The following is a 22,755-nucleotide window of genomic DNA, read 5'->3' as shown; positions in this document are numbered from 1 at the left end:
TACATCAGGAGGGAATAAGGAAGGCAGGAATCGCCGGGGAGCCTGTGGCGGCTCCCCGGGAAAAGACCAAAGCTTACGTCAGAAATGAATAACCGTCCGAATACTCTTCCCCTCATGCATCAACTCAAACGCCTCGTTGATGTCCTCAAGGGGCATGTTGTGTGTAATAAACACGTCCAGCGGGATGTCTCCTTTCTCGGCCTTCTCGACATAACCCGGCAGTTCCGTCCGGCCCTTCACACCACCAAAGGCAGAGCCTTTCCAGACCCGGCCGGTGACCAGCTGGAACGGCCGGGTGCTGATTTCCTCACCGGCACCGGCCACGCCGATGATGATGGATTCACCCCAGCCTTTATGACAGCACTCCAGGGCTGAGCGCATCACGTTGACGTTGCCGATACACTCAAAGGAGTAGTCCACACCGCCGTCTGTCATTTCAACGATGACTTCCTGAATCGGCTTGTCGTAGTCCTTGGGGTTCACTACGTCCGTGGCACCCAGCTGTCTGGCGATATCGAACTTGCCGGGGTTGATGTCGATGGCGATGATGCGGCTGGCCTTGGCCATGGTGGCGCCAATAATCGCCGCCAGGCCGATTCCGCCGAGACCGAAGATAGCGACCGTCGCGCCTTCCTCCACCTTAGCTGTGTTCAGCACCGCGCCGATACCGGTAGTGACGCCACAGCCCAGAAGGCAGACTTTGTCCAGTGGTGCATCCTTGGGTATCTTCGCCAGGGAAACTTCCGGCAATACCGTGTATTCCGAGAAGGTGGAGCACCCCATGTAGTGATAGACAGGCTCACCCTTGTAGGAAAAACGGGAGGTACCGTCCGGCATCACTCCCTTGCCCTGGGTTTCGCGCACGGAACCACACAGGTTGGTTTTGCCAGACGTACAGAACTTACATTTTCCACATTCGGCGGTATAAAGAGGGATCACGTGATCACCCACTTCGACGGAGGTGACACCTTCACCAACCGCCTCAACAATGCCACCGCCTTCGTGGCCCAGGATGGCCGGAAAATTACCTTCGGAATCGGCGCCGGACAGCGTGTAGGCGTCCGTGTGACAGACGCCGGTGGCAACGATACGCACCAGCACCTCCCCTTTCTGGGGCGGGGCAACATCCACTTCCACAATTTCCAGCGGTTTGTTGGGGGCAAACGCCACCGCAGCACGGGATTTGATCACTGGCAGACTCCTTGAACGTGGTTCGGAATAAAATGTCTCGGGTTTTACGGGTTTGACGCTTACTAGACGACCGGTCTAATATACCAGCCATGACATCGAACGACACCCGCAATCACATCATCCACACCGGCGCCGACCTGATTGGTCAAAAAGGCTTCGGCGCGACGGGCATCAATGCCGTGCTGACCGCCGCCGGTGTACCCAAAGGGTCGTTCTACCATTACTTTAGCAGCAAGAACGATTTCGGGTTGGCTGTCATCGACACCTTTGCGCAGGAATACGACACCAAGCTGGATCGGATTCTGAACGACCACACCCGCTCGGCGGTGGACCGCCTTAGGGCCTACTTCGACACTGGTCTGGAAACCATGACCAGCTGCGAATTCACCCGGGGCTGCCTGATTGGCAATCTTGGCCAGGAGCTGGCCGGGCAAAACGAAACCTTCCGCAGGCGCCTGGACACCGTTTTCCAGGGTTGGGAAAAACGCTTTGAGCGTTGTGTTGAAGAGGCTCGCCAGGCCGGCGATATCGATGCATCCATCGACCCTGCCGACGTCGCCAGCTTTCTGCTTTCCGGCTGGGAAGGCGCCATTCTCAGAGCCAAGGTTCTGAAGTCTACCGAGCCCATGGAGCGGTTTGTGCGGGTCTTTTTCCGCCAATGTCTTGGCCTTCACTGAACGCCCACATTTTTTTCAGTCATTACTAGTAGACTGGTCTAATTACACTCAGTTAATCCTCAAGGAGAGTGATCAATGAACAACGTAAACGACGCACTGTTTCAACCGCACGATCTCGGCACCCTCACACTGCCCAACCGCGTGCTGATGTCGCCCCTGACCCGTTCCCGCTCCAGTCAGCCTGGAGACGTGCCGAACGACATGAACGCGCAGTACTACCAGCAGCGTGCCGGCGCAGGGCTGATCATCAGCGAAGCGACCCAGGTGTCTCCGCAGGGCAAGGGCTATGCCTTTACGCCAGGCATACACTCGGAAGAACAGATTAAGGGCTGGCGCGAGGTCACCAGTGCGGTACACATGGCCGGCGGCCGCATTCACATGCAGCTCTGGCACGTTGGCCGAATTTCCCATACGGCGCTGCAGCCAGATGGTAACAAGCCCGTGGCTCCATCGGCGATCAAACCCGAGGGCGCCAAGACCTATATTAGCGCCGATTCCGGCATGGTTGACGTGCCCGAGCCACGAGCCCTGGAAGCGGACGAAATGTCAGACATTGTGGAGCAGTATCGCCAGGGAGCGCTGAACGCCAAAGCGGCCGGGTTTGATGGTGTGGAAGTACACGCCGCCAACGGATACCTGCTGGACCAGTTTCTCAAGAGCGGCAGCAACCACCGCAATGATGAGTTTGGCGGCTCCGTTGAAAACCGGATGCGCCTGCCATTGATGGTGATCGAAGCCGTGATCGACGTCTGGGGCAAGAACAACGTCGGTGTTCGGGTCAGCCCGACCGGCAGTTTCAACGCCATGTACGACGAGGACCCGGTCGAAACCTTTGGCGAGTTTGCTAAACGACTGAACGACTTGGGTATCAGCTACATCGAAGTCGTCGAAGATTCTTTCCAGGGCAACCACGCGAACGGTCGCCCGGAGTCCGTGATCGATGCCATTCAGGCAGGTTTCAAGGGCACCTATATCGCCAACGGCGCCTACACCGCCGAGGAAGCTCGCAAACGCATCGGCAATGACCGCTGTGACCTGGTCACCTTTGGCCGTCCGTTCATTGCAAATCCCGACTTGCCTGAACGTTTCCGCCAGCATGCGGAACTGAACAAATGGGATGACAGCACCTTCTACGGCGGCGATGAGCGCGGCTACACCGATTACCCGACGCTGAAGGAACTTGAACCCAGCGTTTGAACAACACTTTCACACGAGTAAGGAGTCAAACCATGAGCAATACCAACGACCCAATCAATAGCAAAGTCGTGATTATCACCGGTGCCAGCAGTGGCCTGGGTGAGGCAACGGCACGCCGCCTCGCCGCGCGGGGAGCCCGGCTGGTACTTGCAGCCCGGCGCGAAGACCGCCTGTCCAAACTGGCAGAGGATCTGAAAGCCGAAGGTGCCGAGGCCATCTGGCAGGTCACCGACGTGACCGACCGCAATCAGGTTGAGTCCCTGGCAGCTGCCGCGAAAGAAGCCTTCGGCCGGATCGATGTGCTGATCAACAACGCCGGCCTGATGCCGCTGGCGCCACTGGACGCCCTGAAGGTCGACGAGTGGGACCAGATGGTGGACGTCAATATCAAAGGCGTGATGTATGGCATCGCGGCCGTGCTGCCAACCATGCGTGAACAACACAGCGGGCACGTGATCAACCTGTCGTCCGTCGCCGGACACAAACTGTTCCCCGGCGCCGCTGTCTATTGCGCCACGAAATACGCGGTGAAGGCGCTGTCTGAAGGCTTGCGCATGGAAGCCGGCGACGAGATCCGCAGCACCAACATCTCACCGGGCGCCATCGACACCGAGTTGACCAGCACCATCACTGACCCGGATGCCAAACAGGCAGCGGATGAGCTCTACAAGGTGGCGATTGACTCCGATGCGGTGGCGCGGGCCATCGTCTATGCCATCGAACAGCCTGCGGACGTGGATATTAACGAAATTATCCTGCGTCCAACGGCTCAGGAGCTGTAAGACTGTTGCTTGCTGAACGCTGTCGGCGTGCATCTTCTTGATGCCGCCGACAGGCTGGTGTGATACTGGTTGTTCCATTCCAGACGGACACACCAGACATGACCACTCCGCAGCAGGCCCTGGCCCGCATTATCGACACCTGCCAACCGGCCACACTGGTGGTTTGTGGCGAGGTCGCTGGTGAGGTTGGGGATCACTGGTGCCGGCACCACAGCGAGTCGGCCATGACCACCCTGAACACCAACGCCCCCAACGATGCCTTCCCTCTGCCCGAGACCCAGGACCTGGCTCTGGTGACCAACACACTCGAACACCTGAGTCACGACGAAGGTCAGGTTCTATTAGGCCAATTGCGCAACTACGGCACTCACCAGATTGCCGTTGTGGTGACAGACTGCCCCGGGTGGTCGTTTACGGACTTCATCGGGCTGGGCTTCCGCAGGCAGGCCGAGCTTGGTGACGAAGACAGCCCACTTACGCTCTACACCTACAACATCGACAGCTACAACCATAAACGCGCCTGGAACAACCCCGACAACTGGGCCAATCCGGAAATGTGGGACAAGGCCTGGTGGTAGCGGCCACGCTTACAGCGAGGCCACCACATCCAGGTTGTGGCGACAGGCGCTCAGATAGGATGCTCCGAAAAGGTTGTAGTGATTGAGAGTGTGGTACAGGTTGTAGATGGCCCGTTTGGTGTCGTAGACATCCGTTCTGGGGTAGACCCGGTCATAGGCACGATAAAAAGCCGAGGAGAAGCCACCAAACAGCTCTGTCATGGCAATGTCCGCCTCCCGGTCACCGTAATAAACCGCCGGATCAATGAGCCATGGCCCGGCGCTGTCGAACAGGACATTCCCGGACCATAGGTCGCCGTGAAGCAGGCTTGGGTGTTCGCAATGCTCATTCAGAAACCGGGCGAGCTCGTCGCACTGACGCTCAAGCACCGCTTCAAACTCTTTCCGGACATGGGCATTGCCGATCATGCCTACCTGTACACCCAATCTATTTCTCAGGAAAAACGCGCCCCAATCGTCTGTCAGACGGTTCTTCTGTGGTGACAACCCAATCATATTATCGGCGTCGAACCCGTACTCAGGCTGACGTACCGCATGCATCTGTGCCAGGCCTTCGCCAAGCGCGGCCATGGCTTCCTCGCTCGCCGGGCCGGAATCGATCTTTGGAATGACCAGCTCGCGGGCTGATACGGCTTTCACCTCCGGCACATGCAGCCTGCTGACACCAGCCGCCTTGAGAGTGTCTGCCAGAACTTCAAGACCTCGGGCTTCGCACAAAAGCGCATCAGGAAAGGACGAGGGATTCTGTTTCACGTAATCGGTCATGCCACCAGTATAACCATGATCGGAAATCGCCTCGCAAACATCCTTGGCATTGTCGCAGGCTTCATGGATCATGGAGCTGCAAGGCCATCCCCCACAGGAATAGCCCGATGACAGGTTTTAGCAAGCGCACGGCAAACGAACAGTTGAATCAGGAGGCTGACAAGGTTCACCGCAGAGATGTGGGAGCCCTGCTCGACCGCCAGCAAGCCATTGAGGACAAAGTCAGGAACAGTGGCAAACTGAGCCGCTTCAGTACTGACATCCGGCTGATGTTTTCCATGCTGAGGGACTACTGGCAAGGCAACTATCGGGAAGTACCCTGGAAAAGCATTGCGGCAATAGCCGGCGCCCTTGTTTACGTGCTCAACCCCCTGGATTTGATTCCGGACCTGCTGCTGGGATTCGGCCTGCTGGACGACGCCGGTGTGGTGGCCGCATGCCTGGCCCTGGTGGAATCCGACCTGCTTCGTTACGCGGCGTGGAAAGATCTTAAAACAGAAACACAAACGCTTACGGATAGCGATTGATTCAATTGTGGACTACCGTTAATCTTCAAAAGCCCTCTGAATCACTAAACCCTTTGGAGCTCTCGTGGATTTTGCCACCCTGATCGGCCTCGTTGGGGCCATCCTGCTTATTGCTTCTGCCGTCATACTTGGCGTATCGCCGGATGTCTTCATCAACCCTCCCTCAATACTGATTGTGGTCGGTGGCACCATGCTTGTCGTGCTGGCGAAATTCAGCTTCAGCCAGTTCTTCAGCGCCTTCAAAGTAGCCGCTCGAGCGTTCAAATTCCGCTTGCCGGACACCCGTGAAAGCATTGATGAGCTGATAGAAGTGGCCAATATTGCCCGCAAGGAAGGTGTCCTGGGCCTGGAAGACCGTGAAGTCGGCTCGCCCTTTCTTGGCCAGGGAATACAGATGCTGGTCGATGGTCAGAACGCCGAAACCATCAAACACCTGCTCTCCAAAGAACGCTTACTGACGCTGGATCACAATCGGTCTGGCGCAAAAGTCTTTACCGCAATGGCAGACGTGGCCCCCGCCATGGGCATGATCGGCACGCTCATCGGTCTGGTGCAGATGCTGTCCAATATGGAAGACCCGAAATCCATCGGTCCTGCTATGGCGGTGGCCCTGCTAACCACACTCTACGGTGCAATGATCGCCACCATGATTGCCACCCCCATCGCGGACAAACTCTCGCTGAGAATGACCGAGGAAGCGCGCCTGCAATCGCTCTATATCGATGCGTTGGTTGCCATAAAGGAAGGCACCAATCCGCGGGTTATCGAACAGATGCTGTCGAGTTACCTGACGCCGAAAGAGCGTGAGAAAACCTCAGAAGCCGAGACCGCAGGCGCCTAGTCATGGATGAATTGCCAGAAGAGGAAAAAGCGGGCATACCCGCCTGGGTAGTGACATTCGCGGACCTGATGTCGCTGCTGATGTGCTTTTTCGTCCTGCTGTTGTCATTCTCCGAGATCGACGCACAAAAGTTCAAACAGATCGCCGGCGAACTGTCGAAAGCGTTTGGCGTACAGCGCGAGGTGCCCGTCCTTGAAATACCCATGGGTACCAGCCCGATTTTCGATAAGTTCTCTCCGGCACCGCCCGAGCCCACCGTACTCAACGAAGTCAAACAGACAACAACTGACGAACAGCCCGAGCTGGAAACCTTGAAAAGCCCTACCAACGTTGCCGTGGAAGCCGCGATTCAGGAGGAAATAGATAATACCCTGGAGCAGGTTCAGTCGGTTCTGGAACCCGCCATCAAAGACGGCCGGGTAAACGTCAGCCTGGAACAGCAGAGAATTGTTATTCGCGTGGAGGAGAAAGGCGCTTTTCCCTCCGGTTCGGCCGATCTGACCTGGGAGTTTGAAGGCCTGCTTTTGGAAATGGCCGACATACTGGTAGAGATCCCCGGCAAGCTGACCATCGAAGGCCATACCGACGATATCCCCATCCGTACGCAGAGGTTCTACAGCAACTGGGATCTGTCCGCCGCTCGGGCAGCAGCGGTTGCCAATGCGCTCCTCGCCGAAGGCCGGTTGGAACCTGCCCGGCTGGCGGTCACGGGGCTTGCGTTTACGGAGCCTCGGGTACCAAATACCTCCTCCGAAAACCGTACCAAAAATCGTCGCGTGGAAATCATCATCGACCTGTCCGGGCCGATCGAGGAACAGGAGATGCGGTTAAGGGAACTCATGAATCCTGAAGCCGATGGTTCCGCCACATCAGACTCCCGCAGTTCCGACGAATCGGATCAGGAAGAATTACTGTGGTAAGAGGCCAGATTGGTGCATTCACCCCATTAGTGCACCAATAAAAAGCACAAACACCCCGCTTTCAACTCAATTGCGCCCAATTTCAGAGTAGAAACTCGTCTAATCGGCTATCCACTCTAGACTTGCCTCAAAATGGAACACTCCTTGCTTAGTGTGCACGCTATCAATGCACAACCCGCCCGTGACCGGCGGATAAAAACCATAAAATCAGGAGCAACCAACCCGTGGATATCACGAGTGCAGTACATACCCTGACCGAAAGCGCCAACACCCTGTTCATTCTGATCGGTGCCATCATGGTACTGGCCATGCACGCTGGCTTCGCCTTCCTGGAAGTCGGCACTGTGCGCCACAAGAACCAGGTGAACGCCCTGGTGAAAATCATGACCGACTTCGGCATCTCCGCCGTGGCCTATTTTTTCATTGGCTATTACATCGCCTACGGCAGCCACTTTATGGCCGGCGCGTCAGAGCTGACGGCCGCGAATGGCTATGACCTGGTCAAGTTCTTCTTCCTGATGACCTTTGCCGCCGCCATTCCCGCCATTGTTTCCGGCGGTATCGCCGAGCGTGCGAAGTTCTACCCCATGCTCATCGCTTCGGGGCTGATCGTGGCGTTTGTATACCCCTTCTTCGAGGGCATGATCTGGAACGGTAACTACGGTTTCCAGGCCTGGTTGGAGAACCAGTTTGGTGCAGCCTTCCACGATTTCGCCGGCTCGGTTGTGGTGCACGCCGTGGGCGGCTGGATAGCCCTGGCCGCCGTGCTCCTGCTCGGCGCCCGTAACGGCCGCTACCGCAATGGCCGTGTGGTGGCCTTTGCCCCCTCCAACATTCCATTCCTGGCGCTGGGCGCCTGGATCCTCACCGTCGGCTGGTTCGGCTTTAACGTGATGTCCGCCCAGACCCTGGATGGCATCAGCGGCCTGGTGGCAGTGAACAGCCTTATGGCCATGGTGGGTGGCGTTCTGGTGGCCATGTTGGTGGGCCGCAAAGACCCGGGCTTTATCCACAACGGCCCGCTCGCCGGCCTGGTGGCAGTGTGCGCCGGTTCGGACCTGATGCACCCCGTCGGTGCGCTGATTACCGGTGGCATCGCCGGCGCCATCTTCGTATACATGTTTGAGTGGGCCCAGGACAAGATTGAGCGCCTGGACGATGTATTGGGTGTATGGCCCCTGCACGGTGTGTGCGGCGTATGGGGTGCCATTGCCGCCGGCATCTTTGGCCAGGACGCCTTCGGGGGCCTGGGCGGCGTCAGCCTGATGTCGCAGATCATCGGCGCGGTTGCCGGTGTTGTGGTGGCCTTTGTCGGCGGCCTGATCGTCTACGGCATTGTCAGCGCTATCTCCGGCCTGCGCCTCACCGACGAAGAAGAATTCAACGGTGCGGATGTCAGCATCCACCGCATCGGCGCTACGTCCGCGGAATAACCCTTGCTCGCCAGCCGCCTTTCCTGGCGGCTGGCAATGCTTTTTATTGACACTTCCCCCCGCCTGACCTTTGCTTAAATAACCCGTTCCGGTGATAAACCCACGGTTTGCCGCCAGAGTGGCCTGCCTTTTGCTATTCCTTTACATCATGGGAATGGCTGGATATCGACCGTCCGCATCCGGTGGGTGGCGTGTTCAGGAGAGGGTCATGGTTATGTTGATACAAACCCCACCCGAGGGTATCTACGACGAACTGTTCGACCAGAATAATCGGGTACGGCCCAGCTGCAGGATGCTGGAGGACTGGTTGATCAGGTCCGACGAAGCGCTGTTAGCCGAGAAGCGCCGCGAGGCAGACGTGCTGTTCCAACGCCTGGGCATCACCTTTAACGTCTATGGCGAAGACCAGGGGGCAGAACGGCTTATCCCGTTTGACCTGATCCCACGAGTGATCTCTGCCAGCGACTGGCAACGCCTGCAGGCTGGCTTACGCCAGCGGGTGCACGCATTGAACCGCTTCCTGTTCGATATCTATCACGAGTTCGACATTATTCGCGCCGGTGTGATCAGTGCGGAGCAGGTATTCGCCAATCCCCAGTACCAGCCCGGCATGCAAAACCTCAAGCTGCCGCGAAATCTGTATTCCCACATAGCCGGCATCGATCTGATCCGTCACAACGACGGCGACTTCTACGTGCTGGAAGATAATCTCCGCTGCCCCAGTGGCGTCTCCTACATGCTGGAAAACCGGCGCATGATGATGCGCCTGTTTCCGGAACTGTTCGCCAAGGCCCCGGTAGCACCGGTTGAACACTACCCGGCTTTGCTGGGCGAAACCCTGCGCGCGGCGTCCTTGAACCCCAATCCCACCGTGGTGGTGCTCACCCCTGGTCGCTTCAACAGCGCCTACTTCGAACACGCCTTCCTTGCCCGGCAGATGGGCATCGAACTGGTCGAGGGCGCAGACCTGTTTGTACGACGCAACAAGGTCTACATGAAGACCACCATTGGCCCGCAGCAGGTGGACGTGATTTACCGGCGGGTCGACGATGATTTCCTCGACCCTCTGGCTGGCAACCCGGACTCCATGCTGGGCGTTCCCGGGCTGTATGCAGCCTACCGAACCGGCAATGTGGTGCTTGCCAACGCCATGGGCACCGGCGTCGCCGACGACAAGGCCATTTATCCCTTCGTACCCGAGATGATCCGCTTCTACCTGGGCGAAGAACCGATCCTGAAAAATGTCCCCACGTGGCAGGGCCGCAAGCCAAAAGACCTCAAGTACATCCTCGATAATCTGCCAGACCTGGTGGTCAAGGAGACCCAGGGCGCTGGCGGCTACGGCATGCTGATCGGACCCAAAGCCAGCAAAAAAGAACTGAGCCATTTCCGCTCGCTGTTGCAGGCCAGGCCAGACAACTACATCGCCCAACCCACCCTGAGCCTGTCTACCTGCCCAACGTTTGTAGACGAAGGCGTGGCACCCCGCCACCTCGACCTGCGACCTTTTGTGCTTTCGGGTAAGAAAGTGCAGATGGTACCCGGCGGATTGACCAGGGTGGCCCTGAAAGAAGGGTCGCTGGTGGTGAATTCATCCCAGGGCGGTGGCACCAAGGACACCTGGGTATTGGAGGGCGAGGAATGCTGAGCCGAGCTGCATCAAGTCTGTTCTGGATGGCGCGGTATCTTGAGCGGGCGGAAACCCAGGCCCGCCTGCTGGACGTCAGCCTCACCATGGCGTTGATCGACGTTCCCGAAGACCGCGAAGAACAGTTATCCGTACCATTGCTGGTGACCGGTAGCCGTGAAATCTTTCATGAGCTCTACCCGGAAATTACCCCCCAGAACCTGATTGATTTCATGCTTCTGGATGACCGCCACCCCGCCAGTGTGTTCAGTGTCATCCGCAGCGCCCGGGACAACGCCCTGCACGTGCGGGGCAATCTTTCCGCAGATGTCTGGGAGAGTATTAACCTGGCCTGGATGGAGCTGAAGGAACTACGCCATAAAGGGGTGACCGAATCCACCGCCAGCCGGGTGTTTGACTGGACCCGCGAGCGCTCAAACGTGTTTCGCGGTGCGGCCTATGGCACCCTGCTGCGTAATGACGCCTTCCATTTCCTGCTCTTGGGTACGTTTATAGAGCGGGCAGATGCCACCGCTCGCGTGCTGAACATCCGCCACCACATGGCCACCAAATCCCTGGAAGGGCACCCCACCCAGTCGTTCTTCGAATGGACGGCGCTGCTGCACTCGTTGGCCGCCTTTGAAGCCTACCAGAACACTTACGGCCACAATATCGAGCCAATGAATGTGGCCGAACTGCTGATTCTCAAGCCGGATGTTCCCCGTTCGCTCCACGCCTGCCTGGAGGAAATCGCGGATCTTCTGGAGCAGATCGAAAGCGGCGAGGCCCGCCGAGCCCGGCGCCTGGCCACAAGCCTGTATGCCAACATCCGCTACGGCGACCGTGAGTACATTGCCGAACGCGGCCTGAATGAGTATCTGACCGATTTCCTGCAACGCATCCAGCGCATCGCCGGCCAGATCCAGAAAGACTACATGGGGTGGAAACAATGAAGCTGAATATCCGCCATGACACCACCTATACCTACGACGAACCCATGCACAAAGGCATCCAGTATCTGCGCCTGACACCCCGTAACACACCACAGCAGAAGATACTGGAGTGGAACCTGAGCGCCCCCGGCGAAACCAGCCAGATGACGGACGGCTTCGGCAATATTGTCACCGTGATGACCATGGACAAAGCCGCCAGAGAAATCACCCTGACGGCAGAGGGCGTGGTTGAGCTCACGGGTAAACCTTTGACCAAAGACGATTCACCGTTTCCGCCGGAGGTGTTCCTGCGCCACACCCCACTGACCGACGCCGACAAGGCCATCAAGGCCTTCGCCAGCCAGTTCTCCGCCAACAAGCGCAGCCTGGTGAGAATGATGAACCGCATCCTCGAGCATATTGAATTCACGCCCGGCGTCACAACAGTGACCCACACCGCCGCCGAGGCCTTCCAGCAGAAGGCGGGAGTGTGTCAGGACCATACCCATGTATTCATCTCCTGCTGCCGCCACATTGGGGTGCCGGTACGGTATGTCAGTGGTTACATCCACACGTTCAGCGACGACCACCTGGCCACCCACGCCTGGGCCGAGGCCTGGCTGGGCCATAACTGGCATACCTTTGATGTGGTGAATCTGCTGAATGTTGCTGAAAGCCACATCAAACTGGCAACCGGGCTGGATTACCGGGATGCGGCACCGGTGCGAGGTGTTCGCAGCGGCGGCGGCATGGAGCACCTGCATACCCGCGCCTGGGTCACCATGGCCGGGGAAAGCCAGTAACAAAAAGCTGTGCAAATTCCACACGCCGCCCCATGCTTTCTGCACAGAAACGGTTAAACTGAGCGCATCCAGTATGACCCGAGGGTAGCCCCATGACCTATTGTGTGGCGATGCGCCTGGCCGACGGCCTGGTTTTCGCATCCGACTCCCGCACCAACGCGGGCTTTGACCAGATTTCGACTTTCCGAAAGATGCATGTCTTTGAACAGCCGGGAGAGCGGGCACTGGTGATTTTATCGGCGGGCAACCTGGCCACCAGCCAAAGCGTGATCAGTCTGCTGGAAAAACGCGCCGGCTCAGAAGAGCCCAATGTGTTCTCCACCGCGTCCATGTTCGAGACGGCAGAGGTGGTGGGCAGAACCATCCGCGAAGTTATTCACCGCGACAACCCCGAAGGTAAGGTGAATCATGTGGACTTCAGCTGCTCACTGATACTGGGCGGCCAGATCCGGGGCAAAGAGGCACGCCTGTTCAACATATACCCCGAAGGCAACTTCATCGAAGCCACCGAAGAAACGCCTTATTTTCAGATCGGTGAGTCCAAATACGGCAAGCCAATCCTCGACCGCGTGGTGAACTATCAATCCTCACTGGACAGAGCCTACCAGTGCGCTCTGGTTTCCTTCGATTCCACCATGAAGAGCAACCTGTCGGTGGGCATGCCCCTGGATGTTGTCATCTACCGCAACAATGAATTGAAACCCTGCTTCGTCGACCGGGTGGACGAACACAACGATTACTTCCACCAACTCCGCCAGCAGTGGCATCGGGGTATTCAGGAACTGATCGGCGGGCTACAGCCACCAGTCATCCGCTAGGTCAGTTACCGTAACCGGTCAGTTCCATATACCCCACACCCTCGTGGGAACCTGTCACCGTCACCGGGCTTTCCCAATACGGGTAGAGCCCGGCATTCCAGTAGTCGCCAGGCGGCGCGACAATCTGCACATCCACGCTATGCTGTGGCATCGTCAAACGCCATTCCACGGGAACCCTGCCCTGCGGCGACGCTTGCCAGTTGAGCGGGCTCAGGCTGATGTCGTTCCCGTTCAACGTTTCAACTTCGCCTTCAGCGTTTATCCAACTGCCAGACACGAACGCACCCTGGTCTTCCCGCAAGCGAAACGCCATCAGTTTATGGCCCTCGTCCAGATGCAGGGCGAACCAGTCCCAGCCCTGTTGGCCAGCTTTCAGGAACTGGCTGCTCCACTCGCGATCAAACCAGCCCTTGCCGGAAACGGCCAGGGTTTCATCGCCAAGGGTCACCGTACCCTCAATGCGCAGATCCACCAGGCTGAAATACATCGACCCTTCGCCACTGGCGGATTTGGCACTGAAGCCGTTTTGTCCATGGGGCACCGGTTTGCCGATGTTGCTCAGGCGCAGGTCGTAGCGCCAGTCACCGCCCTCTACCTGTAAATACCAATTTCCGGAATCCGGTTTCGAAACCAGCTGCCAGTCATCCAGCCATACCTGCAATGGGTCCGATTTAGCCCCGGCATGCCCCACGTCACCCCGGGCCAGCTTCTCTTCAAACCAGTGTTCACCCCCGAACGACACGGCGGCGTGTGCCATCCACGCCGCGTCCAGGGGCCAGCCATTGGCGTCTGGTGGTTCTGCATTGGCGGGTCGCGGCTTCAAAGCCTGACGGAACTGGGTCCACTGCAGCCCCAACGGCTTACCATCTCGGGTTTCCAGGTTAGCGGTCAGGTACCACCATTCAATACGGTGTTGCGGATGGGGCCCCCAGTCCTCGGGGAAGGCCAGGGTGTCGCCTGGCTCCGGCTGCTGGAATTGCGATTGCTCCACCTCGCCGGTCTGCTGCGCAAGCCCCGCGAAACCGGTGTCGCTGCCCGGGTCTGTACAGCCTGCAAGGACGACAGCCAGTATGCCGGCAGAAACGCCGGTTGGGATTTTCATGGCTCCACCTGTTTAATGCTGTCCGTGTGGCCAAGCTGCTGGCGCATCAGATAGGCGATTATCAGCCCTGTCGCCACGGCCACCAAACCCAGTTCAATCCAGAACAACGGATACAGCTCCATCGGCAATGACCAGCCGAAAGCCTGCGGGTTGATGCGACTGACCAGCACCCAGGTCAGCCACACGCCCAGAGGCAATGCAGCAATGGTCACCGTGAGGGTCAGCGCCACCGACAGGCGCCGGAACTGACGCCTGACCTTCGATGCAGGCAATCCCCAAACGCCCAGCAGCTGAAAGTATTTCACCCGGGTGGTGAAAAAGACCCATCCCATAATCAGCAGGGCCGTCGCCGCCAGCAGCAGGGTCAGCAGGCTGATGGCGCGGGTAAGCACGAATGTCTGACTGAATACCTTCGACGCCAGGGCCCGGATGCTGTCGTTGTCCCTGATGGTGAGTTCCGACGTCTGCCAGGTATCCGACAGGCGCCTGCGAATGTCGGCCTTCGCCACGCTGCCGGGCGTCACTGAAAAGCTTTGGAAATGGGCCTTGAAAGCCGCAGGCAGTGTCGAGCCGGCCATCAGGATTTCGCCCGCAGGTCGCCCGTAGTCGGCGTAGATGGCCACCACTTCTGCACTGCGATTGGTATCCGCCAGGCGGATGTCGAGCGTGTCGCCCACCTCAAGCCGGTAGCGCCGGGCCAACTGCTCATTGATCATTACGCTATCGGTCTCAAGCCTTAGCCAGGGCTCCTCAACACTTTCCAACAGAGACCATTTTGTCACCAGATCACTGATTGGCATCAGGGCAAACAGGTCCACCGCAATACCCTCATCGCCAAGGCCGCGTTGGCTTCCGGAATCCGCCCTCGCAATGTGTGCCTGGCCACGGATCACCCGATGCCACGGCCCGATGCCGTCCAGGCTCTGCAATTGCGCAGCCGCTATGTCGGCATCTGCATTCGCGGGCACCTCCACATAGAACTCCGCTGCCAGGCGCTGGGCCAGCCAGGTTTCGAAGGTGCCCTCAAAGGTCGTCACCAACGCCTGCACCGCCAGCACCATGGCCATGGCAAATTGCAGCGCCACCACCGGCAACGCCAGGTGCCGGAACATCACCGCCAGTTCCCGTTGCCGCCAGCAGGCAAGTGGGTCTTCTCTTCGTGAGCCGGTGCGATTGGAAAGTCGTCGGGCGAGCAGCGCCAACCATCCAGGTGTCAGCCAACCGGCGCCCGCGAACACCATCGCCGTTGAGACAAAGACCCAGAGCAGGGCCGGGGCCAGGGCAACCCCCACCAACCCGACCAGAAACATCAGGAAAGCAATCGTTCGGCCCCGGCCCTGACCAGCCATCACTCGCCAACGCGCTGGGACCACCCAGTCCACCAGACAGACCGCCAACACCAGAAAAACCACGATGGCGGCAGCCCTCCAGGGCAGTGCTCCTTCGGTGCCGGCATAGACAGACACATCAAAAAGACTGTCGAGGGCCTGGCCGAAACCGCTACCCAGCATTTCGGCAAGCCTTGCCCCCAACCATAATCCCGGTACAACACAAATACCGGTCAGTACCAACAGCTCCAGTGCCAGCCACCGCGTTATCCGCTGGCGAGGCACACCAAACCGATGCAGCAGGGAAAAGCTGCCGTGCCGTTGAGCAACCCCCAATCGATGTACACTGCGTACCAGAAGGCCCGTAATCAGAAGCACCAGAAGGCTCAGGGCGTCCAGATTCAGCAGGAAACTGTCTGCCAGTTCACCGGTGGAAGGACCCATGGAAAACTCACGCAAGGTATAGCCCGTTGGTAAATCCCTGTTCCCATCCCGCGCCAGCAGGTATAGCTGGCTGCTGTATCCTTCTCTCGAAAGCTCTTCGGCCTCGCTGATATCGAGGAAAGGCGCGCCCTCCAATGAGTCGGCACCGCCGCCGGGGACGGCGTCACCGAAACAGCCCATCGCCAGCGGGTCGATGCCGATCACCCGCCCTTCCGGCGGCGGCCGTTGCACCTCCAGCCAGGGCGCTACACACACGCCGGCCACTCGCAGGGCCGCGAAGTCATCAACGCCCACCGGTCGCCCATCCGAGCGAATCACATGAACGCGAGCCGCCACCGCATCTTCACTCTGGAACAGACTATGACGAGCCTGGTCGGTCAGTACCGTTACCCCGGTCCACAGCATGGTTGCCAGCACAATCATCAACGCCAAAGCCAACAGCTGAATGGGGTGGCGGCGGTAATGGCTGACGAAGGCGCGCGCGAGCATCATTGGTCAACCAGTGGTGCTGAGATCTAGAACATGGTCGCAGCGGAAAGCCAGTTCCCTGTCGTGGGTAGCGAGCACCAGTGCACAGCCGGTTTGCTGCTGCACCGTGAACAGGCAGTCTGCCACCTCATCAGCGGTGTGGCGATCAAGGCTGCCGGTGGGCTCGTCCGCCAGAATCAACGCCGGAGCCATGGCGAACACCATGGCCAACGCCGCTCGCTGGGCCTGGCCACCCGACACCTGATCCGGATAACGGTCGGCTTCCCCACCCACACCAAGGCGTTCCAACCACCCACGCTCGCCGCCGGCAGGATGGCCGGCCAGGTGCGTGCGTAGGCGAACATTGTCCAGCAGAGAGAGGGCGGGCATCAGGTTAACGTCCTGGAACAGCACACCGATGGTGCGCCGGCGGAGTTCGGACCAACGTATGTCAGTGCCTGCGGCAGCGACATCGTCAAACGACTCGCCCGCAACGACGATGCGCCCTTCATCCGGTGCCTGCAGGCCACACAACAGATTCAATAAGGTGCTCTTGCCGGAACCTGATCGTCCCACAACCGCCAGGGATTTCCCCGAACAAACCGACAAGGACAGATCCGCCAGCACGGGCACCCGCTGATCACCACTGATATAACCCTTGCTTAACCCTTCGACGGCCAATACCTGGCTTCCCATCATTCGCTCCGCTGACAATGTCTTACATACTATACCGCCCAAATGTCTTTATGGATCCGGACCGAGGCGTTGGTGAATTCCAGTTTACGGATATAAAATCTACGACTTTAGTCTTAATAACCCTCACTTTTTGCTGAAAATCTGATCTAATTCGCCCCACTTTACTTGTGCTTACACTACCTACACATTCTTAACACCCGGATACATTGAGTTACCGGGTCACCACAGATCTCGCCTCATGGATAGTTACAAAGAACCCCTGAAAGCCCTGGCACGCCCCTATCGAAAGGCGGTATTAAAGGCGTTGCTGGTTCTCACCATGCTGGGGGGTCTTCTGTTTGCCACGCTGAACCTGCTTGCTGGCAGTTATCCGTTGGCCATTGTCGAAATCGCAATGGGTGCTTACGCCATTCTGGTTTTCAGGGCGGTACGCGACACACGGCATCTTGAGCGTTGGATCATTGCTTACGCCATCCCGTTTTTCACCGCCATGATGTTCGCCATGGCCGTCCCCAGAGCCTCGGCCACCGTACACGCCTGGGTGCTGCTGATTCCGATCGTCTCTCACCTTCTGATGGGCCGTCGACTCGGTCTGGCTATATCCGTGTTCTACATGGGCATCGCCGGCATTATTTTCCTGCTCAGATATCACAATGAGCCGGCCATGATGCAAGCGCTGCCAGTCGCCAATATCGCCATCATCTCTCTGTGTATCCTGGTGTTCTCCCACGTATACGAAGTGACCCGGGAACAGTCACAGCGCCAGCTACTCAAGATCGCCCAGACCGACACCCTCACCAAGCTTGCCAACCGGGCCAGACTGAGTGACATCTTCGAGCGGGAGCAGCAACGCGCCCGCCGCTACAATACGCCAATGACCATGCTTGCGCTGGATCTGGATCATTTCAAAGCGGTCAATGACCGCTATGGCCATGAAACCGGCGATCTCGCCCTGAAACACGTCGCCCGTATATTCCGGGAATGCCTGCGTGCAACAGACCTGCCGGCACGCTTGGGAGGGGAGGAGTTCGGCATACTGCTAACCAACACCAATGGCCGGCAAGGCCTTGAGGTCGCTGAAAAAATCCGTATCGCGGTCGCTTCGACCCCGTTGACCGTCAACAACGACGTTATCCGCCTGACCCTCAGTGGAGGCGTAGCGGAATTCGGGCCGGACGGCGATACCCTGCGCCAGTTGGTGAGGGAAGCCGACAAGCGCCTGTACGAAGCAAAGAATCGGGGCCGCAACCTGATCATCCCGGCGGGAGCAACGGCCAGCCTTCTGGAACCGCTGGAGTCAGACACGTAGCGCGCATGAGACAGAATGCCGCATCCGACTGAAGACATTCCCGCAGTAGCGCCGTCGAAAACCCGCTAGAATGCATGCCATGGAATGGCTGACTCACTCACAAACCGGTTTTCAACAGGCGGCGCGCTACCTTCTCACCATGCGCCTGGCCATCGTGGTCATTCAGCTGGTCGCCGTTGCCATCGCCGACACCATGGTCACCCTGGCCCACCGGCCAGAAGCCCTGTTGATATGCCTGCTCTACACCGTACTGGCAACCCTTGGCTGGCTCTGGTTTACCCGCCGGCCTCCCCGTTTGACGGTTACGGTCAGCCTTGGTCTCGCCCTTGACCTCTTTCTGATCAGCGCCTGGCTGTTCCTCACCGGTGGCTATACCAATCCGCTTGTCTCGCTGCTGCTGCTTCCCATTGCCGTTGCCATCATCCTGGTCCCCTTGCGCGAAAGCATTGCTCTGACGGCCATTGGTTTTGGCTTCTACACCGCCATGGTGCTGTGGCACACGCCGCTGACCCATGAACACCACAACGCCAACCTGACCCAGCTGCACTTGATAGGCATGTGGGTCACCTTTGCCATCACCGCCACCATGCTGTTGCTGGTGGTTGGCTCGCTGGCCCGTCGGTTGCGCCAAAAGCAGGGACAACTGGCCGAATTCCGTGAGAACCGGCTCAGGGATGAGCAGGTTATAGCCCTCGGCCTGTCCGCCGCGGCGGTGGCGCATCGGCTGGGCACACCGCTGAACACCATGGCACTGCTGGTGGATGAAATGAAGTCCGCGCACACGGACTCTTCGCTTGAGGACGATCTCGGGTTGCTGGAAAAGCAACTCGGCCTTTGCAGCAACCACCTGCACCAGCTGTCCACCGCCGCCATGCAGGCCAAGGCCGCGCAGCAGGAAATCCTTCCGCTGCACTTCTGGATGATGCGTCTGCGGGAGTCAGCCACGCTGTTGTGGCCGGCGTCGCCCATCCACTGGCAGGCTCCGTTCCCCGATCAGCCCGTCGCCGTGGATGCAACCCTGGACCAGGCCATACTGAACCTTCTGGCCAACGCCCTGACGGCCAGCCCATCGTGGGTTACGGTCAGCGCGGGGGACAACGACGAAGGACGGGTCGCAATCGTGGTCGAGGACCATGGCAAGGGCCTGGACCTCTCGCTGCAGAACACCGCCGGCGAAGGCGTTGTGGACTCCGAACATGGCCTGGGCGTGGGGCTATTTCTCTCCAACGCCACCATCCAGCGCCACGGCGGCACCCTCAAAGCCAGAGCCGACCGCACGGGCACCACCATGATCATCGACCTGCCACAAGCACAAGCCCATACCCCGGACGGTAAGGAGGCAGAATGAACGGCCAGCCGACCTGGTTGCTGATCGACGATGACGAAGCCTTCGTGCAGGTGCTACAGCGTTCCCTGAAGCGCCAGAACATCGAGGCCACGTGTGCCCTCAACCGTCTGGAGGCCATAGCCGCACTGGAATCACAGGCCTTTCACCGCTGCGTGCTCGACCTCAACCTGGCCGGTGAAAGCGGCCTGCAATTGCTGCCCGAGCTACTGGCCCTTCAACCCGAACTGGAGGTGCTGGTACTGACCGGTTACGGCAGCATCGCCACCGCCGTGGAAGCCATGCGCCGGGGTGCTGTCAATTACCTGTGCAAACCGGTCACGCTGAGCCAACTGACGGCCGGTTTCAGCCCACTGGACGGCCCACCGGCAACCCGTGAAGAACCCCCATCGGTGGAGGAAATGGAGTGGGAACACATCCAGCGGGTACTGAACGAGCACGACGGCAATGTGTCCTCAACAGCCCGGGCACTGAACATGCATCGGCGAACCCTGCAGCGGAAGCTTCAGAAGCATTCGCGCTGGCGTAACCAGTGACACTCTGAATACGCGGCCATCTGCCGTTCAGCGATAACGCCGTTGATCCAGTGTCATTAGCCGATCCGGGTGGAACACCATCAGGCCGGTTACGAAGGCACCGTTCACGAACCCCTCCGGGATCATAAACAGGGGAAGATAGCGCAGATACTCGTGGATCAGCTCTGCGAAGGTGTACACTCCGGCAGACCACAGCATCAGGCACATCACCACGCCCGCCACGGCCACCGAAATACCCGCCCCGAAAAAACCACAGAAGAAAATGTAGGCGAAGAAATTGCGGAAATCGCGTTTGCGCTCCCAGCGCATAATGCCGTGGCTGACCAGCGCGGGCACCATCACAGTCACCAAACCATTGGCCGCAAAAGCAACCAACGGCTCCCGGCCGGTAATGACCGTGATCACCAGGGCGAGCAAACCCGACAAGATCGCCAGCCGCCATCCCATCATCAGGGTGATCAACGTCATACCGAACACATGGATGGAAAGCCCCGGGGATATGCCAGCCCGCAATTGCCAGACAAACCCCAGTACCACCGCCGCTCCAAAGAACGAGTGCTGAAGGGCCTGATCACGGCGAAACTCGGCCCAATCGATCCCCCGCACCGCAGCCACCAGAATGACCAGGAATATAAAGCCTGTCACAATCAATTGGCTGGCAGAGAGCAGGTTCTCCGTCATTCCCATGGTGTGGAGCTCCTGAGCGAGTTCAAACATGCCCGCCCTCTACTAACGGCGGGCATGTAGCTCTGAAAAATGGAGTTAGACGGGTGCATTCCTCTTATACGTGGGTATTCATATCAACGCTGAACGAAGCGGCGCGTCTCACGCGTCCGGCTTCCGTGACTTGTTATGTTCATTTGGCTCAGTGCACGCAAAAGCTGTGTGCTTCCCAAAGAACTGCATGCCCCAAATGCTTGACCCGTCATGCTCAATTACATACTTGTATGCAAAGGTTTTGTCGTTAAGAAAGTTGGGCTGAAGGACCTGCATTAGACTATTAGACGAAGTTGCAACATCCTGAGAGAGTTCCGTAGCCGGCGTTACCTGTACCACAGTTGATGGATGCATTATCCGGCGTTCCTCGCGCCAGTAAAGTGCTCTCACCATTCTACCGATTACATTCTGATAGGCTTTAGAAGTAAAACTGACAGCCACAACCGGTTCGAGAAAACCAGTTCCTCGGTCAGCGTATCCTCTCCGCTGAGTCGAAAAAATTTGACGCGCCAGCCGCTTATTAAAAGCAATTGTTCTACCCATGGAATCAACGATATCTAAACCATTGCTGCGGAACTCGCCGGTGGTCAGGCCGATAATTATTTTAAACTCTTCATCATCTACGCCCGCTGAATTGTTACATTGCTGACATGCTGGAACCTTATGCAACTCCATATTCGGCTTTCTGGGCTTCGGGTAGAGGCTTTGTGGAGGAATGTGATCCCCCTTTCTGGAGGCTTCACGAATTCCACACAACACGCATACCTGCTTCCTCATTTGAATGCCCTCAGAACATAACGCCAGCCATCACCGGAGGCAAAAACGGCGCGAAGCAGAGATTTTGACTTCCGGTGCATGGCCTTGTTAGGGCTTTGTATACTATTACCAGTTCGAAACACGAACATTTCATTTACGCGAGTTTCTATGATGAATAAGTCGCCGGATGCTGGAAAGAAAAGGGTCGGTGTCGGCCTTGTCGAGCGCCTGATGCAGGTTGTCCAGTCCGCGCACAAACACGAAGACTGCACCTGACATAATCGCAATAAACACCTTTAAGTCGAGCGAGTTCATATCATCCGGACGATCGATCGCAAAATAGACAGCAATTACAACAGCGCCGAAGACCTCACTGACGCCGAAGAGAAATCGCGCCATTAATCGCAACGCAAAGAGTGAAATTCCCATGACAATGACCGCGGAGACTCCGCTTGCAAGGGCAATGGCTTCGCGCTGTAGTGAAAACGTCCATGTGGCAACATCAACGAAAAGCTGTACAAACCCAAACACGGTTAGCGTGGCGTAAAAGGCACCAACTAGTACCGCAGGAAGCAAAACAAAGGAAGACGCAACCTTGCGCCAACTGCCCCAATGGTCTTGCAGTGGCACGCTGCCCTGAATTGCCATAAAAATCGCTAATCCTCCAACGAGGCAGGCGGCCCATAGTATTGGAAACGCGGGTGCCGCCAACGACAACCGCGTACTGCCATAAAGGGCGCCGACAAGCATTACCAGCCAGAAGCGTCGTGACGGTAGGTATTTTCTCTTCATCGCTATTGTCACCAGGTGGTCTTGAGGCGCCTAACGAGGCTGTAGAAAAACCCAAAAATGAGCCCGCCATTCCACCGCCTTCGATCTCATTTTGTCAGCCGGCCAATTCTGCCGGCATTGTTCAGTTTTTGGGTTGGTTGCCCTTTATAGCCGCCCATCCCGGTATTTCCG

General features: G+C 58.1%; 24 protein-coding genes. 16 read left to right on the top strand and 8 right to left on the bottom strand.

All coding sequences use genetic code 11. From position 1 onward, the window contains the following. Positions 1-78: 78 nt before the first annotated feature. Positions 79-1,191: an S-(hydroxymethyl)glutathione dehydrogenase/class III alcohol dehydrogenase gene (locus AC13D2_RS00565; RefSeq protein ID WP_273622770.1), complete on the bottom strand. Its 1,113-nt coding sequence runs from the start codon at positions 1,189-1,191 to the stop codon at positions 79-81. Positions 1,192-1,280: 89 nt separating this feature from the next. Here AC13D2_RS00565 and AC13D2_RS00560 point away from each other — a divergent pair, with 89 nt between their 5' ends. The 4 genes from AC13D2_RS00560 (at position 1,281) to AC13D2_RS00545 (ending at position 4,425) form a co-directional block, all read left to right on the top strand. Further along, on the top strand, positions 1,281-1,868 hold the full coding sequence (locus AC13D2_RS00560) for a TetR/AcrR family transcriptional regulator (RefSeq protein ID WP_091641575.1): 588 nt from the start codon (positions 1,281-1,283) through the stop codon (positions 1,866-1,868). A gap of 75 nt (positions 1,869-1,943) precedes the next feature. After that, positions 1,944-3,065, top strand: a complete 1,122-nt coding sequence (locus AC13D2_RS00555; protein ID WP_292046547.1) for an alkene reductase — start codon at positions 1,944-1,946, stop codon at positions 3,063-3,065. Between the two features lie 32 nt (positions 3,066-3,097). Next, positions 3,098-3,847, top strand: a complete 750-nt coding sequence (locus tag AC13D2_RS00550; RefSeq protein ID WP_292046548.1) for an SDR family oxidoreductase — start codon at positions 3,098-3,100, stop codon at positions 3,845-3,847. Between the two features lie 98 nt (positions 3,848-3,945). Then, positions 3,946-4,425, top strand: coding sequence for a DUF6231 family protein (locus tag AC13D2_RS00545; protein WP_292046549.1), 480 nt, complete (start codon positions 3,946-3,948; stop codon positions 4,423-4,425). A 9-nt stretch (positions 4,426-4,434) separates the two neighbouring features. Here AC13D2_RS00545 and AC13D2_RS00540 read toward each other — a convergent pair whose 3' ends face one another. Next, positions 4,435-5,262 (bottom strand): fructosamine kinase family protein, encoded by an 828-nt coding sequence (locus AC13D2_RS00540; RefSeq protein WP_420390157.1) that lies wholly within the window; start codon positions 5,260-5,262, stop codon positions 4,435-4,437. A 35-nt stretch (positions 5,263-5,297) separates the two neighbouring features. Here AC13D2_RS00540 and AC13D2_RS00535 point away from each other — a divergent pair, with 35 nt between their 5' ends. From AC13D2_RS00535 to AC13D2_RS00500, 8 genes are all read left to right on the top strand, one after another. After that, entirely contained in the window at positions 5,298-5,717 is a 420-nt protein-coding gene (locus tag AC13D2_RS00535) for a YkvA family protein (protein ID WP_292046551.1), read from the top strand. A 64-nt stretch (positions 5,718-5,781) separates the two neighbouring features. Beyond that, complete coding sequence (gene pomA / locus AC13D2_RS00530) at positions 5,782-6,558, top strand: flagellar motor protein PomA (protein ID WP_300493617.1); 777 nt, start codon at positions 5,782-5,784, stop codon at positions 6,556-6,558. 2 nt (positions 6,559-6,560) lie between these two features. After that, positions 6,561-7,478 (top strand): MotB family protein, encoded by a 918-nt coding sequence (locus tag AC13D2_RS00525; protein ID WP_482938043.1) that lies wholly within the window; start codon positions 6,561-6,563, stop codon positions 7,476-7,478. A 224-nt stretch (positions 7,479-7,702) separates the two neighbouring features. Further along, a complete protein-coding gene (locus AC13D2_RS00520; RefSeq protein ID WP_300493615.1) occupies positions 7,703-8,911 on the top strand; it encodes an ammonium transporter in 1,209 nt (402 codons plus the stop codon). A 214-nt stretch (positions 8,912-9,125) separates the two neighbouring features. Beyond that, on the top strand, positions 9,126-10,559 hold the full coding sequence (locus AC13D2_RS00515) for a circularly permuted type 2 ATP-grasp protein (protein ID WP_482938047.1): 1,434 nt from the start codon (positions 9,126-9,128) through the stop codon (positions 10,557-10,559). Next, positions 10,553-11,491 (top strand): alpha-E domain-containing protein, encoded by a 939-nt coding sequence (locus AC13D2_RS00510; RefSeq protein ID WP_007152889.1) that lies wholly within the window; start codon positions 10,553-10,555, stop codon positions 11,489-11,491. Before AC13D2_RS00515 ends, AC13D2_RS00510 begins: the two co-directional genes overlap by 7 nt. Further along, on the top strand, positions 11,488-12,273 hold the full coding sequence (locus tag AC13D2_RS00505) for a transglutaminase family protein (protein WP_482938042.1): 786 nt from the start codon (positions 11,488-11,490) through the stop codon (positions 12,271-12,273). The genes AC13D2_RS00510 and AC13D2_RS00505 overlap by 4 nt, the downstream gene beginning before the upstream one ends. A gap of 92 nt (positions 12,274-12,365) precedes the next feature. Continuing rightward, positions 12,366-13,091: a proteasome-type protease gene (locus tag AC13D2_RS00500; RefSeq protein ID WP_421841721.1), complete on the top strand. Its 726-nt coding sequence runs from the start codon at positions 12,366-12,368 to the stop codon at positions 13,089-13,091. Between the two features lies 1 nt (position 13,092). Here AC13D2_RS00500 and AC13D2_RS00495 read toward each other — a convergent pair whose 3' ends face one another. From AC13D2_RS00495 to AC13D2_RS00485, 3 genes are read right to left on the bottom strand one after another with little or no spacing between them, the layout of a single operon-like run. Next, entirely contained in the window at positions 13,093-14,193 is a 1,101-nt protein-coding gene (locus AC13D2_RS00495; RefSeq protein WP_482938041.1) for a lipocalin-like domain-containing protein, read from the bottom strand. Beyond that, on the bottom strand, positions 14,190-16,457 hold the full coding sequence (locus AC13D2_RS00490) for an FtsX-like permease family protein (RefSeq protein ID WP_482938040.1): 2,268 nt from the start codon (positions 16,455-16,457) through the stop codon (positions 14,190-14,192). The genes AC13D2_RS00495 and AC13D2_RS00490 overlap by 4 nt, the downstream gene beginning before the upstream one ends. Before the next feature lie 3 nt (positions 16,458-16,460). Further along, on the bottom strand, positions 16,461-17,129 hold the full coding sequence (locus tag AC13D2_RS00485; RefSeq protein WP_482938046.1) for an ABC transporter ATP-binding protein: 669 nt from the start codon (positions 17,127-17,129) through the stop codon (positions 16,461-16,463). 238 nt (positions 17,130-17,367) lie between these two features. Between AC13D2_RS00485 and AC13D2_RS00480 the strand changes: the two genes are divergently transcribed. The 3 genes from AC13D2_RS00480 (at position 17,368) to AC13D2_RS00470 (ending at position 20,319) form a co-directional block, all read left to right on the top strand. Beyond that, positions 17,368-18,438, top strand: coding sequence for a GGDEF domain-containing protein (locus tag AC13D2_RS00480; RefSeq protein WP_482938039.1), 1,071 nt, complete (start codon positions 17,368-17,370; stop codon positions 18,436-18,438). A 79-nt stretch (positions 18,439-18,517) separates the two neighbouring features. Then, a complete protein-coding gene (locus AC13D2_RS00475; protein WP_482938038.1) occupies positions 18,518-19,786 on the top strand; it encodes a sensor histidine kinase in 1,269 nt (422 codons plus the stop codon). Further along, positions 19,783-20,319: a response regulator transcription factor gene (locus AC13D2_RS00470; protein WP_420390149.1), complete on the top strand. Its 537-nt coding sequence runs from the start codon at positions 19,783-19,785 to the stop codon at positions 20,317-20,319. Before AC13D2_RS00475 ends, AC13D2_RS00470 begins: the two co-directional genes overlap by 4 nt. Before the next feature lie 27 nt (positions 20,320-20,346). Here AC13D2_RS00470 and AC13D2_RS00465 read toward each other — a convergent pair whose 3' ends face one another. The 3 genes from AC13D2_RS00465 to AC13D2_RS00455 form a co-directional block, all read right to left on the bottom strand. Continuing rightward, positions 20,347-21,006: an energy-coupling factor ABC transporter permease gene (locus AC13D2_RS00465; RefSeq protein ID WP_482938045.1), complete on the bottom strand. Its 660-nt coding sequence runs from the start codon at positions 21,004-21,006 to the stop codon at positions 20,347-20,349. A gap of 138 nt (positions 21,007-21,144) precedes the next feature. Next, complete coding sequence (locus AC13D2_RS00460; protein ID WP_482938037.1) at positions 21,145-21,813, bottom strand: hypothetical protein; 669 nt, start codon at positions 21,811-21,813, stop codon at positions 21,145-21,147. Between the two features lie 129 nt (positions 21,814-21,942). Next, on the bottom strand, positions 21,943-22,440 hold the full coding sequence (locus AC13D2_RS00455) for a hypothetical protein (protein WP_482938036.1): 498 nt from the start codon (positions 22,438-22,440) through the stop codon (positions 21,943-21,945). A 119-nt stretch (positions 22,441-22,559) separates the two neighbouring features. On the opposite strand from AC13D2_RS00455, the gene AC13D2_RS00450 reads away from it, so the two are divergent. Continuing rightward, positions 22,560-22,755 (top strand): hypothetical protein (locus AC13D2_RS00450; RefSeq protein WP_482938035.1); only part of this gene is annotated, 196 nt, incomplete at its 3' end.

The organism is Marinobacter sp. B-12 (genome assembly GCF_056857915.1).
This window is presented reverse-complemented; position numbering and strand designations above follow the sequence as displayed.

Excerpts from the sequence above, each read along its gene's own strand:
- AC13D2_RS00490 (WP_482938040.1), bottom strand. The coding sequence starts at position 16,457 with ATGATGCTCGCGCGCGCCTTCGTCAGCCATTACCGCCGCCACCCCATT.
- AC13D2_RS00505 (WP_482938042.1), top strand. The coding sequence starts at position 11,488 with ATGAAGCTGAATATCCGCCATGACACCACCTATACCTACGACGAACCC.
- AC13D2_RS00460 (WP_482938037.1), bottom strand. The coding sequence starts at position 21,813 with ATGAGGAAGCAGGTATGCGTGTTGTGTGGAATTCGTGAAGCCTCCAGA.
- AC13D2_RS00560 (WP_091641575.1), top strand. The coding sequence starts at position 1,281 with ATGACATCGAACGACACCCGCAATCACATCATCCACACCGGCGCCGAC.
- AC13D2_RS00510 (WP_007152889.1), top strand. The coding sequence starts at position 10,553 with ATGCTGAGCCGAGCTGCATCAAGTCTGTTCTGGATGGCGCGGTATCTT.
- AC13D2_RS00455 (WP_482938036.1), bottom strand. The coding sequence starts at position 22,440 with ATGGCAATTCAGGGCAGCGTGCCACTGCAAGACCATTGGGGCAGTTGG.
- AC13D2_RS00545 (WP_292046549.1), top strand. The coding sequence starts at position 3,946 with ATGACCACTCCGCAGCAGGCCCTGGCCCGCATTATCGACACCTGCCAA.
- AC13D2_RS00535 (WP_292046551.1), top strand. The coding sequence starts at position 5,298 with ATGACAGGTTTTAGCAAGCGCACGGCAAACGAACAGTTGAATCAGGAG.
- AC13D2_RS00475 (WP_482938038.1), top strand. The coding sequence starts at position 18,518 with ATGGAATGGCTGACTCACTCACAAACCGGTTTTCAACAGGCGGCGCGC.
- AC13D2_RS00550 (WP_292046548.1), top strand. The coding sequence starts at position 3,098 with ATGAGCAATACCAACGACCCAATCAATAGCAAAGTCGTGATTATCACC.
- AC13D2_RS00480 (WP_482938039.1), top strand. The coding sequence starts at position 17,368 with ATGGATAGTTACAAAGAACCCCTGAAAGCCCTGGCACGCCCCTATCGA.
- AC13D2_RS00470 (WP_420390149.1), top strand. The coding sequence starts at position 19,783 with ATGAACGGCCAGCCGACCTGGTTGCTGATCGACGATGACGAAGCCTTC.
- AC13D2_RS00485 (WP_482938046.1), bottom strand. The coding sequence starts at position 17,129 with ATGGGAAGCCAGGTATTGGCCGTCGAAGGGTTAAGCAAGGGTTATATC.
- AC13D2_RS00465 (WP_482938045.1), bottom strand. The coding sequence starts at position 21,006 with ATGGGAATGACGGAGAACCTGCTCTCTGCCAGCCAATTGATTGTGACA.
- AC13D2_RS00540 (WP_420390157.1), bottom strand. The coding sequence starts at position 5,262 with ATGATCCATGAAGCCTGCGACAATGCCAAGGATGTTTGCGAGGCGATT.
- AC13D2_RS00500 (WP_421841721.1), top strand. The coding sequence starts at position 12,366 with ATGACCTATTGTGTGGCGATGCGCCTGGCCGACGGCCTGGTTTTCGCA.
- AC13D2_RS00495 (WP_482938041.1), bottom strand. The coding sequence starts at position 14,193 with ATGAAAATCCCAACCGGCGTTTCTGCCGGCATACTGGCTGTCGTCCTT.
- AC13D2_RS00515 (WP_482938047.1), top strand. The coding sequence starts at position 9,126 with ATGTTGATACAAACCCCACCCGAGGGTATCTACGACGAACTGTTCGAC.
- AC13D2_RS00555 (WP_292046547.1), top strand. The coding sequence starts at position 1,944 with ATGAACAACGTAAACGACGCACTGTTTCAACCGCACGATCTCGGCACC.
- AC13D2_RS00525 (WP_482938043.1), top strand. The coding sequence starts at position 6,561 with ATGGATGAATTGCCAGAAGAGGAAAAAGCGGGCATACCCGCCTGGGTA.